General features: G+C 67.8%; 12 protein-coding genes. 10 read left to right on the top strand and 2 right to left on the bottom strand.

Annotated elements, in window-relative coordinates; all coding sequences use genetic code 11:
- Window positions 1-11: 11 nt before the first annotated feature.
- On the bottom strand, window positions 12-1,358 hold the full coding sequence (locus LDL28_RS11745) for an RsmB/NOP family class I SAM-dependent RNA methyltransferase (protein ID WP_233058711.1): 1,347 nt from the start codon (window positions 1,356-1,358) through the stop codon (window positions 12-14).
- 70 nt (window positions 1,359-1,428) lie between these two features.
- Between LDL28_RS11745 and LDL28_RS11740 the strand changes: the two genes are divergently transcribed.
- The 8 genes from LDL28_RS11740 (at window position 1,429) to LDL28_RS11705 (ending at window position 11,381) form a co-directional block, all read left to right on the top strand.
- Complete coding sequence (locus tag LDL28_RS11740; RefSeq protein WP_233058710.1) at window positions 1,429-2,112, top strand: YggS family pyridoxal phosphate-dependent enzyme; 684 nt, start codon at window positions 1,429-1,431, stop codon at window positions 2,110-2,112.
- Between the two features lie 126 nt (window positions 2,113-2,238).
- A complete protein-coding gene (locus LDL28_RS11735; RefSeq protein WP_233058709.1) occupies window positions 2,239-4,236 on the top strand; it encodes a potassium transporter Kup in 1,998 nt (665 codons plus the stop codon).
- A 17-nt stretch (window positions 4,237-4,253) separates the two neighbouring features.
- Complete coding sequence (locus LDL28_RS11730; RefSeq protein ID WP_233059285.1) at window positions 4,254-5,336, top strand: YggS family pyridoxal phosphate-dependent enzyme; 1,083 nt, start codon at window positions 4,254-4,256, stop codon at window positions 5,334-5,336.
- Window positions 5,337-5,462: 126 nt separating this feature from the next.
- Window positions 5,463-7,460 carry a potassium transporter Kup gene (locus tag LDL28_RS11725; RefSeq protein ID WP_233058709.1) on the top strand — a complete coding sequence of 666 codons (1,998 nt, stop codon included), beginning with the start codon at window positions 5,463-5,465 and terminating at the stop codon, window positions 7,458-7,460.
- 17 nt (window positions 7,461-7,477) lie between these two features.
- Complete coding sequence (gene hemW, locus LDL28_RS11720; RefSeq protein ID WP_233059284.1) at window positions 7,478-8,656, top strand: radical SAM family heme chaperone HemW; 1,179 nt, start codon at window positions 7,478-7,480, stop codon at window positions 8,654-8,656.
- 25 nt (window positions 8,657-8,681) lie between these two features.
- Window positions 8,682-9,833, top strand: coding sequence for a nucleoside hydrolase (locus tag LDL28_RS11715; RefSeq protein ID WP_370636389.1), 1,152 nt, complete (start codon window positions 8,682-8,684; stop codon window positions 9,831-9,833).
- 19 nt (window positions 9,834-9,852) lie between these two features.
- Window positions 9,853-10,296 carry a DUF1489 family protein gene (locus LDL28_RS11710; protein WP_233058708.1) on the top strand — a complete coding sequence of 148 codons (444 nt, stop codon included), beginning with the start codon at window positions 9,853-9,855 and terminating at the stop codon, window positions 10,294-10,296.
- A gap of 41 nt (window positions 10,297-10,337) precedes the next feature.
- A complete protein-coding gene (locus LDL28_RS11705) occupies window positions 10,338-11,381 on the top strand; it encodes a transglycosylase SLT domain-containing protein (RefSeq protein ID WP_370636387.1) in 1,044 nt (347 codons plus the stop codon).
- A gap of 7 nt (window positions 11,382-11,388) precedes the next feature.
- On the opposite strand, the gene LDL28_RS11700 is transcribed toward LDL28_RS11705, so the two are convergent.
- Complete coding sequence (locus LDL28_RS11700; RefSeq protein ID WP_233058707.1) at window positions 11,389-13,428, bottom strand: glycoside hydrolase family 3 protein; 2,040 nt, start codon at window positions 13,426-13,428, stop codon at window positions 11,389-11,391.
- Between the two features lie 227 nt (window positions 13,429-13,655).
- Between LDL28_RS11700 and LDL28_RS11695 the strand changes: the two genes are divergently transcribed.
- Window positions 13,656-14,183 (top strand): DUF3576 domain-containing protein, encoded by a 528-nt coding sequence (locus LDL28_RS11695; RefSeq protein ID WP_233058706.1) that lies wholly within the window; start codon window positions 13,656-13,658, stop codon window positions 14,181-14,183.
- A 100-nt stretch (window positions 14,184-14,283) separates the two neighbouring features.
- Window positions 14,284-16,917, top strand: coding sequence for a leucine--tRNA ligase (gene leuS, locus LDL28_RS11690; RefSeq protein ID WP_233058705.1), 2,634 nt, complete (start codon window positions 14,284-14,286; stop codon window positions 16,915-16,917).
- Window position 16,918 lies beyond the last annotated feature (1 nt).

The following is a 16,918-nucleotide window of genomic DNA, read 5'->3' as shown; positions in this document are numbered from 1 at the left end:
GCCCCGGCGCGTCACGCCCGGCGGAAACGCGCGGCGAAGAAGCCGTCCATTCCCCCGCGCGCGCCCAGCATGCCCGGATGGGTGCGCAGCCAGCCTTCCTCCGTGCGGGCCTGCGGCAGGAAGGCCAGTTCCCCGGGCGTGAAGGGATCGGGCACAAGGCCCATGGCCGCGGCGGCAAGGGCGCGCTGCTCGCCTTCCTCGGGCTGGAGGGAACACACGGCATAGACCAGCCTGCCGCCGGGGCGCAGCATGTCGCGGGCCGCGGCAAGCAGGCGGTCCTGCCCCTCCGTCATGGTGGCGATGTCGCGCGGGCGCTTGATCCACATGGCATCGGGATGGCGGCGGATGGTGCCCGTGGCCGAGCAGGGCGCGTCGAGCAGGATGGCGTCCAGCGGCGCATCGGGCCGCCACTGCGCCGCGTCCGCCTGGATCACATGTACGCCATCCAGCCCCAGCCGCGCCAGATTCGCGCGCAGGCGCTCGATGCGCCGGCCCTCGCGCTCAATGGCGAAGACCTCCGCCCCCGCGCAGGCGAGCTGGGCGGTCTTGCCGCCCGGGGCGGCGCACAGATCCGCCACGCGCTCGCCCTGCCGCACGTTCAGCAGCCGCGCGGGCAGGGTGGCCGCCATGTCCTGCACCCAGAACGCGCCACCGCCGAAACCGGGTAGTTCGGTCACCTTGACCGTGCCCGGGGCGAAGCGCACGCTGCCATTGGGCATGACTTCGCCACCCGGCGGGGCCGTGTCACCTGGGCGGATGGTCAGGTCAAGCGGCGGTTCATGGCCCAGTGTGCTGGCGATGGGACGCGCCAGCCGGCCCCATGACTGCCACAGCCACGGCGGCACATCGAGCCGGGGCTGGTCCAGCCCCTCCAGCGCCTGCGCGCCCTCCGCCGCGACACGGCGCAGCACCGCGTTGACCAGCCCCGCGAACGGCACCAGCCCGCGCCTGCGCGCCAGCGCGACGGAGGTGGCCACCGCGGCATGGGGCGGCGTGTCAAGGAACAAAAGCTGTATCACCCCGATCAGCAGCACCACGCGCACCGGCTCGGGCGGTTCGCGCTTGAGGAACGGGGCGAGGATTTCATTGGCCGTGCCCATATGGCGCAGCACGGTGGCGGCCAGCCTGTGGGCGGCGGCGCGATCGCGCGGTTCGGCGGTGCGGGCGGCGGCAGAGTGTTCGAGCGAGGTGTCGAGCATGCGGCGATGGACGATCACGCCCTCGACGATATCAAAGGCGATGTCGCGCGTGGGGTCGGGTGCGACCCTGCCCCCACGCCGGTCGGGACGGCCTGCGCCGGGGCTGCGGCCAGGGCGGCGACCGGGGGGACGGGACGGGGAGGACGAGGGAGGCTTCATGTAATCCTGACCTGAAAGCTGCGACACGCGGGGGCTTGACCGGGGAGGTATTCAGGCCAAGCCTAGAGCCATGTCAACATCCACATCCATAGCACAGGCGCTGGGCGGCATCCGCGCCCGTATCGCGACCGCCGCGCGGGCGGCGGGCCGCGACCCTTCCGGCGTGGAGCTGGTCGCCGTTTCCAAGTTCCATCCCCAGGGCAGCGTCATCGCGGCGCTGGAGGCGGGGCAGCGCGTATTCGGGGAAAACCGGGTGCAGGAAGCGGCGGCCAAATTCCCCGCCCTGCGCGCGCGCTGGCCGGATCTGCGGCTGCACATCATCGGCGGGTTGCAGACCAACAAGGCAGCAGAGGCGGTCAGGATAGCGGACATGATCGAAAGCCTCGACCGGCCCGCCCTGTCGGACGCGCTCGCGCGCGCGGCGGAGCGGGCGGGCAGGCTCCCGGACCTGCTGGTGCAGGTCAACACCGGCGATGAAACCCAGAAATCCGGCGTGAGGCTGGAAGACGCCGATGAGTTCATCGACCACAGCCGCGCCCGCTTTGGCGCGGCCGTGAAGGGGCTGATGTGCATCCCGCCGCATGACCAGGATCCGGCGCCGCATTTTCGCCTGCTGGCCGACATGGCAGCGCGGCACGGGCTGCCGGTGGTGTCCATGGGCATGTCGGCCGATTTCGAGCGCGCCATCGCCTGTGGCGCCACGCTGGTGCGGGTGGGCAGCGCGATTTTCGGGGCGCGGCCCGCGCACCCCTGAATCCGGGGGAATGGCACCTGAGCGGACAGGGGCCTTGCTGCGCATGGGGCGAGACGGTAATGCGAAACTATCCGGTCGCGATCCCATGCCGGTTTTCTGTCTTTATTGCCGCGGAGCCGTCACGACATGACGCAACCCACGGGGCCTGCTGCCCCCGGACCCCAGACGACGCCCGCTGGCGGTGATCATGCCGCCAGCGCCGCCAACACTCCGGCGCCGTCCCAGATTACCGAATATGGCGCCGACCAGCACGAACACGCCGCCAATCCGGTCGGTTTCGCCGCCCTGCTGGGCGTTCTGGGCGTGGTGTTCGGTGATATCGGCACAAGCCCGATCTACGCCCTGCGTTCGACCATCATGGTCGTCTCGCAGCACCACAGGATCGAACCGTGGGAAGTGCTGGGCGTTCTCAGCCTGATCATCTGGTCGCTGTTCCTGATCGTTACGGTGAAATACGTCATCCTGATCATGCGCGCCGACCATAATGGCGAAGGCGGGATCATTTCGCTCATGTCCCTCGCCCAGCGCGTGGCGCCCAGCACCCGGCTGCGCATCGCGCTGGGCATGGTGGGAATCGGCGGGGCGTGCCTGTTCTTCGGTGATGGCATGATCACGCCCGCGATTTCCGTCCTGTCCGCGGTGGAAGGGCTGGAGGTCAGCTTCCCCGCCGCGCATGACCTTGTCATTCCCATCGCGCTCATGGTGCTGGTCGGGCTGTTTTCGGTGCAGAGCTACGGCACGGGCAAGGTGGGGGCCATATTCGGGCCGATCATGCTGGTATGGTTCAGCCTGCTGGGCATACTGGGCGGGTTGCAGATCCTGCACCACCCCACCGTGCTGCTGGCCATATCGCCCACCTATGCGGTGCAGTTCATCGTCTATCACGGCTGGCTGTCGTTCATCGCGCTTGGCTCGGTCGTGCTGTCGGTCACGGGGGCGGAGGCGCTTTATGCCGATATGGGGCATTTCGGCCGCCAGCCGATCCGCTATGCATGGCTGTTCTGCGTGCTGCCCTGCCTTGCGCTGAACTATCTGGGCCAGGGCGCGCTGATCATCCATGACCCCGCGGCGCTGGAAAATCCCTTCTTCCTGCTTGGCCCGCACTGGCTGCAGGTGCCGATGATCATCCTGTCCACCATGGCCACGGTCATCGCCAGCCAGGCGGGCATTTCGGGCGGGTTCTCGCTATGCCGCCAGATCATCCAGCTTGGCTACCTGCCGCGCATGCGCGTGACCCACACGAACGCGGAGGAGGAGGGCCAGATCTACCTGCCCGAGTTCAACCGTTTCCTCATGATCGGCGCGCTGCTGCTGGTGCTGAGCTTCCGCAGTTCGGATGCGCTGGCCTCGGCCTACGGTATCGCGGTGACCGGCACCTTCATGTGCACGTGCGTACTGGCGATGGTGGTGTTCCGCAGGCTGTACCACTGGTCACGCCCGGCCGCGATCGCGACGTTCGGGGGCTTTTTCGTGCTCGACAGCACGTTCTTCGCCTCCAACGCGCTCAAGATCCCGCAGGGCGGGTGGGTGCCGGTGCTGCTGGGCATCGTGCTGACACTCATGATGACGACGTGGAAGAAGGGCCGCCAGCTTCTCATGAACCGGCAGAAGCAGGACAGCATGCCGATGAATTCGTTCCTGGCCCGCCTGCCGCAGTCACGCATCATCCGCGTGCCGGGAACCGCCGTTTACATGACCGGCAACCCGGATTTCGTGCCGGCCTGCCTGCTGCATAACCTCAAGCACAACAAGGTCCTGCATGACCATGTGCTGTTCGTGACCGTGCAGACGCTGGACCAGCCCGAAGCCGACCACGGGCACCGCGTGGCGTTGCAGGAAGTGGCGCCGGACATCTACCGCATCATCCTGCGCTACGGCTTCATGGAAATGCCCAACCTGCCCCGCGCGCTGGAGGACCTCAAGGCCAACGGCCTCGATTTCGACGCGCTGCAGGCCTCCTACTTCACCAGCCGTGAGCTGCTGGTCCGTTCCTCCGTGCCCAAGATGTCGCGCTGGCGCATGTCCCTGTTCCTGCTCATGGCGCGCAACGCCACGCCCGCCACGGAATTCTTCCGCATTCCACCCGACCGCGTGGTGGAACTGGGCGTGCGGCTGGCGATCTGACCCGCGTGCGTACGCTCATGGACACGGAAGAACCGCTGGCGCTGTATGTGCACTGGCCGTTCTGCCTGTCCAAATGCCCGTACTGTGATTTCAACAGCCATGTGCGCGATGAAATCCCGCGCGCCCGCTTTGGCGCGGCCCTGCGCCGCGAACTGGCGCATGAAGCCGCGCGCATGGGGGCCACGCGGGCGGAACGCCCCGTGGTGAGTTCGATTTTCTTTGGCGGCGGCACGCCTTCCCTCATGGCGCCGGAAACGGTGGCGGGCCTGATCGCGGATACCCGGACCCTGTTCGGCACCACGGCGGATGTGGAAATCACGCTGGAAGCCAACCCCACCAGCGTGGAGACCGGGCTGCTGCGCGCCTTTCGCGATGCCGGGGTGAACCGCATCTCCATCGGTATCCAGAGCCTTGAGCCCGAGGCCCTGCGCTTTCTGGGCCGCGAGCATGACGCGCGGCAGGCGGTGGCTGCGCTGGAACTGGCGCGCGCGCTGTTCGGGCGTGTCTCGTTCGATCTGATCTACGCGCGGCCGGGACAGGATGCGCAGGCGTGGCGGGCGGAGCTGGAGGCGGGGCAGCGCGTATTCGGGGAAAACCGGGTGCAGGAAGCGGCGGCCAAATTCCCCGCCCTGCGCGCGCGCTGGCCGGATCTGCGGCTGCACATCATCGGCGGGTTGCAGACCAACAAGGCAGCAGAGGCGGTCAGGATAGCGGACATGATCGAAAGCCTCGACCGGCCCGCCCTGTCGGACGCGCTCGCGCGCGCGGCGGAGCGGGCGGGCAGGCTCCCGGACCTGCTGGTGCAGGTCAACACCGGCGATGAAACCCAGAAATCCGGCGTGAGGCTGGAAGACGCCGATGAGTTCATCGACCACAGCCGCGCCCGCTTTGGCGCGGCCGTGAAGGGGCTGATGTGCATCCCGCCGCATGACCAGGATCCGGCGCCGCATTTTCGCCTGCTGGCCGACATGGCAGCGCGGCACGGGCTGCCGGTGGTGTCCATGGGCATGTCGGCCGATTTCGAGCGCGCCATCGCCTGTGGCGCCACGCTGGTGCGGGTGGGCAGCGCGATTTTCGGGGCGCGGCCCGCGCACCCCTGAATCCGGGGGAATGGCACCTGAGCGGACAGGGGCCTTGCTGCGCATGGGGCGAGACGGTAATGCGAAACTATCCGGTCGCGATCCCATGCCGGTTTTCTGTCTTTATTGCCGCGGAGCCGTCACGACATGACGCAACCCACGGGGCCTGCTGCCCCCGGACCCCAGACGACGCCCGCTGGCGGTGATCATGCCGCCAGCGCCGCCAACACTCCGGCGCCGTCCCAGATTACCGAATATGGCGCCGACCAGCACGAACACGCCGCCAATCCGGTCGGTTTCGCCGCCCTGCTGGGCGTTCTGGGCGTGGTGTTCGGTGATATCGGCACAAGCCCGATCTACGCCCTGCGTTCGACCATCATGGTCGTCTCGCAGCACCACAGGATCGAACCGTGGGAAGTGCTGGGCGTTCTCAGCCTGATCATCTGGTCGCTGTTCCTGATCGTTACGGTGAAATACGTCATCCTGATCATGCGCGCCGACCATAATGGCGAAGGCGGGATCATTTCGCTCATGTCCCTCGCCCAGCGCGTGGCGCCCAGCACCCGGCTGCGCATCGCGCTGGGCATGGTGGGAATCGGCGGGGCGTGCCTGTTCTTCGGTGATGGCATGATCACGCCCGCGATTTCCGTCCTGTCCGCGGTGGAAGGGCTGGAGGTCAGCTTCCCCGCCGCGCATGACCTTGTCATTCCCATCGCGCTCATGGTGCTGGTCGGGCTGTTTTCGGTGCAGAGCTACGGCACGGGCAAGGTGGGGGCCATATTCGGGCCGATCATGCTGGTATGGTTCAGCCTGCTGGGCATACTGGGCGGGTTGCAGATCCTGCACCACCCCACCGTGCTGCTGGCCATATCGCCCACCTATGCGGTGCAGTTCATCGTCTATCACGGCTGGCTGTCGTTCATCGCGCTTGGCTCGGTCGTGCTGTCGGTCACGGGGGCGGAGGCGCTTTATGCCGATATGGGGCATTTCGGCCGCCAGCCGATCCGCTATGCATGGCTGTTCTGCGTGCTGCCCTGCCTTGCGCTGAACTATCTGGGCCAGGGCGCGCTGATCATCCATGACCCCGCGGCGCTGGAAAATCCCTTCTTCCTGCTTGGCCCGCACTGGCTGCAGGTGCCGATGATCATCCTGTCCACCATGGCCACGGTCATCGCCAGCCAGGCGGGCATTTCGGGCGGGTTCTCGCTATGCCGCCAGATCATCCAGCTTGGCTACCTGCCGCGCATGCGCGTGACCCACACGAACGCGGAGGAGGAGGGCCAGATCTACCTGCCCGAGTTCAACCGTTTCCTCATGATCGGCGCGCTGCTGCTGGTGCTGAGCTTCCGCAGTTCGGATGCGCTGGCCTCGGCCTACGGTATCGCGGTGACCGGCACCTTCATGTGCACGTGCGTACTGGCGATGGTGGTGTTCCGCAGGCTGTACCACTGGTCACGCCCGGCCGCGATCGCGACGTTCGGGGGCTTTTTCGTGCTCGACAGCACGTTCTTCGCCTCCAACGCGCTCAAGATCCCGCAGGGCGGGTGGGTGCCGGTGCTGCTGGGCATCGTGCTGACACTCATGATGACGACGTGGAAGAAGGGCCGCCAGCTTCTCATGAACCGGCAGAAGCAGGACAGCATGCCGATGAATTCGTTCCTGGCCCGCCTGCCGCAGTCACGCATCATCCGCGTGCCGGGAACCGCCGTTTACATGACCGGCAACCCGGATTTCGTGCCGGCCTGCCTGCTGCATAACCTCAAGCACAACAAGGTCCTGCATGACCATGTGCTGTTCGTGACCGTGCAGACGCTGGACCAGCCCGAAGCCGACCACGGGCACCGCGTGGCGTTGCAGGAAGTGGCGCCGGACATCTACCGCATCATCCTGCGCTACGGCTTCATGGAAATGCCCAACCTGCCCCGCGCGCTGGAGGACCTCAAGGCCAACGGCCTCGATTTCGACGCGCTGCAGGCCTCCTACTTCACCAGCCGTGAGCTGCTGGTCCGTTCCTCCGTGCCCAAGATGTCGCGCTGGCGCATGTCCCTGTTCCTGCTCATGGCGCGCAACGCCACGCCCGCCACGGAATTCTTCCGCATTCCACCCGACCGCGTGGTGGAACTGGGCGTGCGGCTGGCGATCTGACCCGCGTGCGTACGCTCATGGACACGGAAGAACCGCTGGCGCTGTATGTGCACTGGCCGTTCTGCCTGTCCAAATGCCCGTACTGTGATTTCAACAGCCATGTGCGCGATGAAATCCCGCGCGCCCGCTTTGGCGCGGCCCTGCGCCGCGAACTGGCGCATGAAGCCGCGCGCATGGGGGCCACGCGGGCGGAACGCCCCGTGGTGAGTTCGATTTTCTTTGGCGGCGGCACGCCTTCCCTCATGGCGCCGGAAACGGTGGCGGGCCTGATCGCGGATACCCGGACCCTGTTCGGCACCACGGCGGATGTGGAAATCACGCTGGAAGCCAACCCCACCAGCGTGGAGACCGGGCTGCTGCGCGCCTTTCGCGATGCCGGGGTGAACCGCATCTCCATCGGTATCCAGAGCCTTGAGCCCGAGGCCCTGCGCTTTCTGGGCCGCGAGCATGACGCGCGGCAGGCGGTGGCTGCGCTGGAACTGGCGCGCGCGCTGTTCGGGCGTGTCTCGTTCGATCTGATCTACGCGCGGCCGGGACAGGATGCGCAGGCGTGGCGGGCGGAGCTGGAGGCGGCGCTGGCGCTGGTGTCCGACCATCTCTCGCTCTACCAGTTGACCATCGAGCCGGGCACCCGTTTTGAAAGCCTGTACCGTCAGGGCCGCTTCCGCCTGCCCGAGGGCGATGACGCCGCCAGACTGTATGACCTGACCGCCGAGGTCGCCGCCCGGCATGGGCTGTACGGCTACGAAATCTCGAACTATGCCCGCCCCGGCGCTGAAAGCCGCCATAACCTGACTTACTGGCGCTATGGCGACTATCTGGGCATTGGCCCCGGCGCGCATGGGCGGCTGACCCGCAATGGCGTGACCGCCGCGACCCGCCGCCACCGCGCACCCGAACCCTGGGCCGAACGCGTGGAGCGCACTGGCACCGGCGGCCACCCCGAGGAAATGCTGGATAACCGCGACCGCGCGCGTGAGATGCTGCTGATGGGCCTGCGCCTGGCGGAAGGGATATCGACCACCCGCTTTACCCACCGCACCGGCATGACCGTGCCGGATGCGACCGATCCCGACATCATGCGCGCCGCCGTGGCGGAAGGCTACCTAACCCATGATCCGCTCCGCCACACCCTGGCCGCCACGCCAGCGGGGCGGCTGCGGCTGGAAAGCCTGCTTGCCGCGCTGGTGCTTTAAGAAATTTGGCCATACGATGGCGTCCATGCATCCACGGCAAGGAGTTCGCCGCGTGTTTTCCTTCCTCCAGTCCCGTTCCGCCCGGCTTGCCACCTGCGCCGCCGCCTTCATGCTCATGGCCACGACCACCCATGCCGCGCCCGCCCCCGCGACGGACGACGCCCCGGAACTGGTGATTGCGGATAACGATTACCTTGGCCCCGGCGGATCGGACCAGCTTTCCACCATTCCGCTCCTGTTCAACCCGCATGTGCGCGTGCTGGGCCTGACGGTGGTGAGCGGCGACGGATGGGAAAACGCCGAATCCGCGCATCTGCGCCGCCTGCTGGAAATCGTGGGCCGGACGGATGTGCCCGTGGCCGATGGCGCGGTCTATCCGCTGGTCAACACGAAGGCGGACATGAAGGTGCATGAACAGCAGTTCGGCACCATCCCGTGGAAAGGCGCATGGGGTGGCCTTGGCTCCATCGACAAGGCCCCGGATCTCCAGCCCCCCGTTCCGGCCCTGAAGGAAGGAGCGCCCCATCTTGCCCCCGTGGCGCAGAGTGCGGCGCAGTTCCTGATCGAGCAGGTCCACGCCCACCCCCACGCGGTCACCATCGTCGCGGCCGGGCCGCTGACCAATATCGCGCTGGCCATCCGGCAGGATCCGACTTTTGCCGAAACGGCGAAGCAGCTTGTCTTCATGGGCGGCATGCTGGACACGAGCATGGCCTCCATTACCGGCAACGCGGATTTCGCGTCCGATTTCAACATGATATTCGACCCCGAAGCCGCGCACATCACCCTGACCGCCCCATGGAAAGCCATTACGGTGGTGGGCAGCGTGTCGAACGACCTCATGCTGTCGCGCCCGTATCTGGACCAGATCACCAGCAGGAAGACACCGCTGACCGCCTATATGGAAAAATATTACGACCCCCTGCCCCTGTGGGATGAACTGACCAGCGCCGTCGCGGTCGATCCCACGCTGGTCACGGCGGCGGTGGATGCACGGATGGATATAGATACCAGCCGTGGCCCGCATTATGGCCATGCCTTCGTGGTGCCCGACGCGCTCGCGCCGCACGACAGCCCGATGCGCCGGGTCCATATCGTCCGCTCCGTTGACAGCCAGCGCTTCCGGGACGTGTTCATGCATGAAGCCTGGACAGACCTGCCCGCGCACGGGCGCTAACGGCGGAAAGGCACGTCGCATGCTTCATATGGTCAAGCTGGCGGTTGGCATCCAGTCGATCGAGGATCTGGCCCTGCGCCAGTCCCTCCAGACCCCGCCGGTTGACGATCTTGACGGTACGGACCCCACGGGCATGCCGTGGTTCCGCACCCGCATGTATCCACGCCGCGCGGCCGAGATGGTGGATGGCGGGTCGATCTACCGCGTCATTTCCGGCCGGATCCTGTGCCGCCAGCGCATTACCGCCATCCGGCCCGACACGCGTGAGGATGGCACCGCCTGTGCGCTGGTCATGATGGCGCCCGAGATCATTCCCGTCAGCCCGCGCGCCATGCGCCCGTTCCAGGGCTGGCGCTACCTCCGCCCCGAGGACGCGCCGCCGGACCTGCGCGCCCACGACCATACCGGCGACGTACTGCCCGAAGCCCTGCGTAACGAACTGGCTGAACTGTGCCTGATCTGACCGTGCCGGGCACGCTGGCCGCGCCATCCCTGCGCGGTGTGATGCGGCTTGTGCTGCTGGGCATGGTGGGGCTGGGTCTGGCCGCCTGCGCCAGTTCGGGCGGCTCGCGCTACGGCAATTATTATGAAGGCAGGGAAGCCTACCGGCCGCCGGGCCCGCCCTCCGACCCGTGGCAGCCCTATATTGTTGATGCCTCCAGCAGGTTTTCCGTCCCGCAGGACTGGATCCGCGCCGTGATCCAGAAGGAATCCGGCGGGCATGAATATATCGGCGGCCACCTGACGCGCTCGGCCAGCGGGGCGATCGGGCTCATGCAGCTCATGCCGCCCACCTATGCCGACATGCAGCGCCGCAACCATCTGGGTTCCGACCCGTATGACCCGCATAACAACATTCTGGCGGGGACCGCCTATATCCGTATCCTGTACGGCCTGTATGGCGCGCCCGGCTTTCTGGCCGCCTATAACGCGGGCACCCAGCGCCTGAACGACTACCTGGAAAACGGGCGCCCGCTGCCCAGCCAGACGGTGCGCTACCTGCGCATCATCACGCCCAACCTGGGCAACGAGATCGCCCTGAGTGGGCCACTGGCGGTTTACGGCAGTTCATCCCAGCCCGTCACGGCCACGCCGGTCGCGCTGGCGCAGGGTGGCAGCCGCAGCGCCCCGCGTGACCATACCTATGTGCAGTACGCCACGCTCAATCCCCCCGCCCCCGTGCAGCACCGCACGGCCTGCGTGCAGGACGCCAACCTGGCCTACGACCCCGCCAGCGCCACCTGCCATACCGATACCCGCAGCCCCCCACCCGTTCCCACTACCGGGGTGGATTATGGGGCGTGGATGGTGCAGGTGGGCGCGTTCTCGGCTGAAGGGCAGGCCCGGTTCGCCACCACCATGGCGCGGCAGGGTGATTTTTCCGTTCTTCAGGGCGCGCGCAGCATGGTCATTCCGGTGCCCCGGCCAGCAGGCGGCACGATCTACCGGGCGCGCCTGGCCGGGCTGTCACAGGTCGCGGCCCTGACGGCCTGCACCACGCTCAAGAACCAGGGGCTGCCGTGCACCGTTATCCGGCCGGGGCAGTAAAGCCGCCTCATTCAGCGGTGGCGACAGGTATCGGCGCGGCCTCCAGCGCGCCGGACACATGCAGCGCGGGCAGGTGGATGCCCGCGTGGCGCACCAGCATGACGGATGAAAACCCGAGCGACAGCGTATAATCCCCCGCCGCCACGGCCCAGTTGCCGCCCGCCGGATCCCACTGGCCCAGCAGGCGCAGGCTGACCGGCACAACCAGCCTGACCGTATGTCCCGGCGCGAGCGTGATGCTGCGCCATGCCGCCAGCCGCCGCGACAGGCCGGGCTGGTCGGGCGGCGGATCGACATAAAGCTGCGGCACGGCGCGCACCGGCACGCCGCCGGGATTGGTGACGGAGAAGCTGGCGGTAAGACGCCCCCCCTCCCGCGTGAGGCGCAGGTCATTCAGCGTGATACGCGCATGCGTGGACAGGCCATACCCGAATGGGAAAAGCGGCACGATATGCGCCCCCGCAAATGCCCGGTAATCCGCATCCGCCAGGCCGGGGGGATAGAAACCGCCGGTCAGGGTCACGGGCAGGTGGCCGGAGAATTCCTGCTGCCCTACCAGCAGGGCGGCAAGGGGCTGGGCGTATTCATCGCGCCAGGCCCATGCCTGCACCACGCTGTCCACCATGTCGAGCCAGGGCATCTGCCGGTCGGGGTCGTCCGCCCCCAGCACCACGGCCACATGCCCCCCCAGATCGGCCAGCGACGTAATCAGCCGGTTATCATCGTTGCTGCTGCTCAGCACCAGTATGCGCGCGGCCTGCGCCGCCGCGGGCGGCAGGGTTCCCGGCGCGCCCGCGCCATCCGCCAGCGGGATCAGGCTAACCCCCAGCCCCGCATGGCGCAGCGCATCCGCCAGCCGCCCGGCGGCGGGTGCCATGGCGGGGCGGGCCAGCAGCAGCACCGGGCCGAGGGCGGGATCAAGCGGCAGCACCCGGTTCTCGTTCTGGAGCAGGACCGCGCCCTCGGCCTCCACATCGCCCACCAGCGTATCGGTCGGGGACGGCTCCACCGTGGCGCGCGTGCTGGCGAATGGCGGCGGATGGTCGATACTGCCCGCCATGTAGAACGAGGCGAGGATATGCGCGGCCATGGCCTGCACCCGCGCGGGTTTCACGCTGCCCTCACGCACCGCCTGGCGCAGGCTGGCCCCCAGCACGTCGCGCCCGTTCTCACCCACGCCGACCTGTTCCATGTCCACGCCCGCGCCAACAGCCGCCATGGCGGGCGCGGCCCCGTTTCCCGCCGCCTGCCCCGCGCCGCCGGGCAGCGCCATGACCATGCCGGGGAAGCGCCAGCCGTCATGCACCATCTGTTCCAGTCCCGTCACGGTCTCGCACGCGGCCATGCCCCCACACAGTATGGCCCCGCCATGGGCGGTTTCCAGCGCCACGGCCACCCCCAGCAGGCTACCCGCCACCAGTTGGGTCGCGGGCACCTGCCGGGTGCGCTCGGGCAGCGCGCCATCGGCGCGGGCCTGCTCCTCCCCCACCACGGAACCGAACACGGGCAGCACATGCCCCGAAAGCAGACCCGCGCCGATCATGCCTGCCGTAGCGCCCGCCAGCATCTGGTCCTCCCCCGCCTGGAGGCGGCCCGAAGGCAGCAGGTCGACACCGCCCACGCGCAGCACGGCGCGGCCATGCCGCCACTCGCCACGCGCCCGCGCCACGCCCGCGCGGCGGGCCAGTTCGGGATCCCACGTCGCGGCCAGCGCCAGCCACGGCAGCATGGGGCAGGGATTGCCATCGGCGGGCTGGGCCATGGTGGAGAAATCCGGCATGCGCAGGACCGGCAGCCCCAGCCGCGGCACGCCCGGCCAGGCGAGCAGGCCGGTCGTATCCGCCGCCGCCCCCACGCCGGGACGGGCCTGCACGACGGCCTGCTGTTCCACCGGCTGCATGCGCGCCGCCATTTCCGCGCCATGGCCCGTGCCCGTACCGCCCCCCGCCAGCGCCGCCGCGCATGACGGCGTGACATTGCCCCCCAGCCACAGCATGCCCCACCCGAACAGCGCGGCTCCGTACCATCTGGCTGAGTGTCTCATCATGTCCCATCAGCAGTGAAAGGCTACGCCATTTTTGCGCCCAAATGGGCGGATTGTCACGCAGGCAGGGGTAAAGTGCCCGTGCGACTTGGCGGGACTGGCGGGGCGCGATATGAAGACAGGGACAATGCGACAGGCCACCACGCCGCCCGCCCGGCTTACCCCGGCGGGAACGGCGCGGGGCCGGATCACCACATGCGGGGGCCATCCCCGGCGTCCACAGAGGCATCATGACCCTTCGCCCGTTCCATTCCGCCCCCTCCGCCCCATCGGGCCGCCGCCTGCGGCCGTGCGTGGCCCTGCCTGCCCTGCTGGCCGCCTCCCTGCTGGCCGGCTGCGGTTCCGGGCCACATGACAGGAGCGGGCTGGCCATACCGCAAAATCACCTGCTCAAGGAAGATCGCGGGGCCAATGGCGGGTCCACCCCGCTGGAGAGCAACGGCGTCAACGCCTTCCTGTGGCGCGGCGCGCTCGATACCCTGTCGTTCATGCCGTTCGCCTCCGCCGATGCGGTGGCGGGCGTGATCCTGACGGACTGGTACACCCCCCCCGCCACCAAGGATGAACGCTTCAAGATCACCTGCTTCATCCTCTCGCGCAGCCTGCGCTCGGACGCGCTGCGCGTATCGGTGTTCCGTCAGGCGTTCCAGGACAACCAGTGGGTTGATACCCCTGTCGCCGCCAATACCGTATCCGACATCACGGCGCGTATCCTGACGCGCGCGCGCCAGCTCCGGACCGATAGCGGACAGCACTGAGCACGCACGTTTTTCCCCGCCGGGCCGCCGCCTTTCGCGCGGCCCGCGCCTTCCCGCGGGCCATCGCCGCCCGCCACCCGCATACCGAAACCAGAAGAAGATGACCGAAACCAGCACCCCACCGGACAGCGCCACCCCCGCCTATGACTTCCACACGGCAGAACCACAGTGGCAGGAACGCTGGGCGTCTTCGGGCATCTTCAATGTTCCCGACGTGCCGCCCGCCGACCGGCCCAAATACTATGTGCTGGAAATGTTTCCCTACCCGTCGGGCCAGTTGCACATGGGCCATGTGCGCAACTACACGCTGGGGGATGTGGTGGCGCGTTACAAGCGGGCGCGCGGCTTCAGCGTGCTGCACCCGATGGGGTGGGACGCATTTGGCCTGCCAGCGGAAAACGCGGCACGCGAACGCGGCGTGCATCCGGGCAAATGGACGATGGACAACATCGCCGCCATGCGCGCGACGCTCAAGCGGCTTGGCTTCTCGTTCAACTGGGACCGCGAGATCGCGACCTGCCTGCCGGACTATTATGGCAAGCAGCAGAAGCTGTTCGTGGACATGCTCAAAGGCGGCCTGGTCGAACGGCGTGAAAGCTGGGTCAACTGGGATCCCGTGGACCAGACCGTGCTGGCCAATGAACAGGTGGTGGACGGGCGCGGCTGGCGCTCCGGCGCGCTGATCGAACAGAAAAAGCTTTCGCAGTGGTTCCTGCGCATCACCCGTTTCGCGCCGCAACTGCTTGAGGGCCTGTCCACCCTGCCGCGCTGGCCCGAACGGGTGCGCACCATGCAGGAACGCTGGATCGGCCGTTCGGAGGGCGCGCGCGTCCGCTTCGGGCTGCATGAACCCCCCACGGGTTTCGATACCGACCTTGATTCGGTGGAGGTATTCACCACCCGCCCCGATACGCTGTTCGGCATGTCCTTCCTTGCCATCGCGGCCGACCACCCACTCGCGGCCAAGGTCGCGGCCAAAAATGCGGGGGCTGCGGAATTCATTGCCGAATGTCACCGGCTCGGCACATCGGAAGAGGCGATCGAAACCGCTGAAAAGCGCGGATTCGACACGGGGCTGCGCGTGGCGCACCCGTTCATGCCCGACCGCTCGTTCCCGGTCTGGATCGCGAACTTCGTGCTGATGGATTACGGCACGGGCGCGGTGTTCGGCTGCCCCTGCGGCGACCAGCGCGACTTCGACTTCGCGCGCAGGTACAACCTGCCCTTCGCCACGGTCATCCTGCCGCCCGGCGCGGAGGCCGCGACCTTCACCGCCACGGACAAGCCGTATGAGGGACAGGGCACGCTGTTCAATTCGGGTTTTCTGGACGGCCTGGACACCGACGCCGCGAAGAAGGAAGCCATCACCCGGCTGGAGGGCCTGGGGCTTGGCCACGGCGTGGTCAACTGGCGCCTGCGCGACTGGGGCATTTCGCGCCAGCGTTACTGGGGCTGCCCCATTCCCGTCATCCACTGCACCGATTGCGGCGCGCAGCCCGTGCCGGATGACCAGCTTCCCGTCATCCTGCCCGACGACGTGACATTCGACCGCCCCGGCAACCCGCTGGAGCATCACCCGACATGGAAGCATGTCGCCTGCCCGTCCTGCGGCAAACCCGCGCTGCGCGAGACCGATACCTGCGACACCTTCGTGGACAGTTCATGGTATTTCGCCCGCTTCACCGCCCCGCAGGCGGCCACCCCCACCCTGCCCGCCGCCGCCGATGGCTGGCTGCCGGTGGACCAGTATATCGGCGGGATCGAACATGCGATCCTGCACCTGCTCTATGCCCGCTTCTTCACCCGCGCGATGCATGAGACGGGCCACCTGCATGTGGATGAACCCTTTGCCGGGCTGTTCACGCAGGGCATGGTCAACCACGAAAGCTACCGTGACGCCGAAGGCAACTGGCTCTACCCCGAGGAAGTCGAACGCAGGGCCGACAGCGCCACCCGCCGCGACACCGGCGCGCCCGTCACCATCGGGCGGGTGGAAAAAATGTCCAAGTCCAAGCGCAATACGGTCGCGCCCGTCGCCATCATCGAGCGTTTCGGCGCGGATACCGCGCGGTGGTTCGTGCTGTCCGACAGCCCGCCGGAACGCGACATGGAATGGACCGAATCCGGTGTCGCCGCTTCGGCCCGCTTCCTCCAGCGCCTGTTCCGCGTCGTGCGCACCGTGGCCGAACAGACCCCGGCGGCCTGCCCCTGCCCCGAAACGTTCTCCCGCGCGGCGGACGGGCTGCGCCGGACCACGCACCGCGCCACCGCGGCAATCACGGAGGCGCTGGAAGCCTTCAGCGCCAATGTGGCCGTGGCCCGCCTGCATGAACTGACCTCCGCCCTGGCGGATGCCGAGAAGGTGGCGAGGGAAGACGGCATGGCCTTCGCCCGCCGCGAGGCCGCCACCGTCATCTCCCTGCTCTGCGCGCCCATGGTGCCACACCAGGCGGAAGCGATGATGGCGCTGCTTGAACCCGATGGCCGTCCGGTTGTCGAACGCGCATGGCCTTCCGCGATTCCTGAACTGCTCAGGGCCAGTGAACTGACCATCGCGGTGCAGATCATGGGCAAGCTGCGCGGCACCATCGCCGTGCCGCCCGACATGCCGGCGGACAGGGTCATCGCCCTGGCGGAAGCCGAGCCGAACGTGGCGCGCCTGCTGGAAGGGGCGCGCATTGTCAAACGCATCCATGTGCCGGGCCGGATCGTCAACTTCGTGGTTGCGAAATAGA

This window comes from Komagataeibacter sp. FNDCR2 (genome assembly GCF_021295395.1).
Classification (GTDB): Bacteria; Pseudomonadota; Alphaproteobacteria; order Acetobacterales; family Acetobacteraceae; genus Komagataeibacter.
Note: the sequence above shows the minus strand (reverse complement) of the source record. Positions and strands in the feature narration are given on the sequence as shown.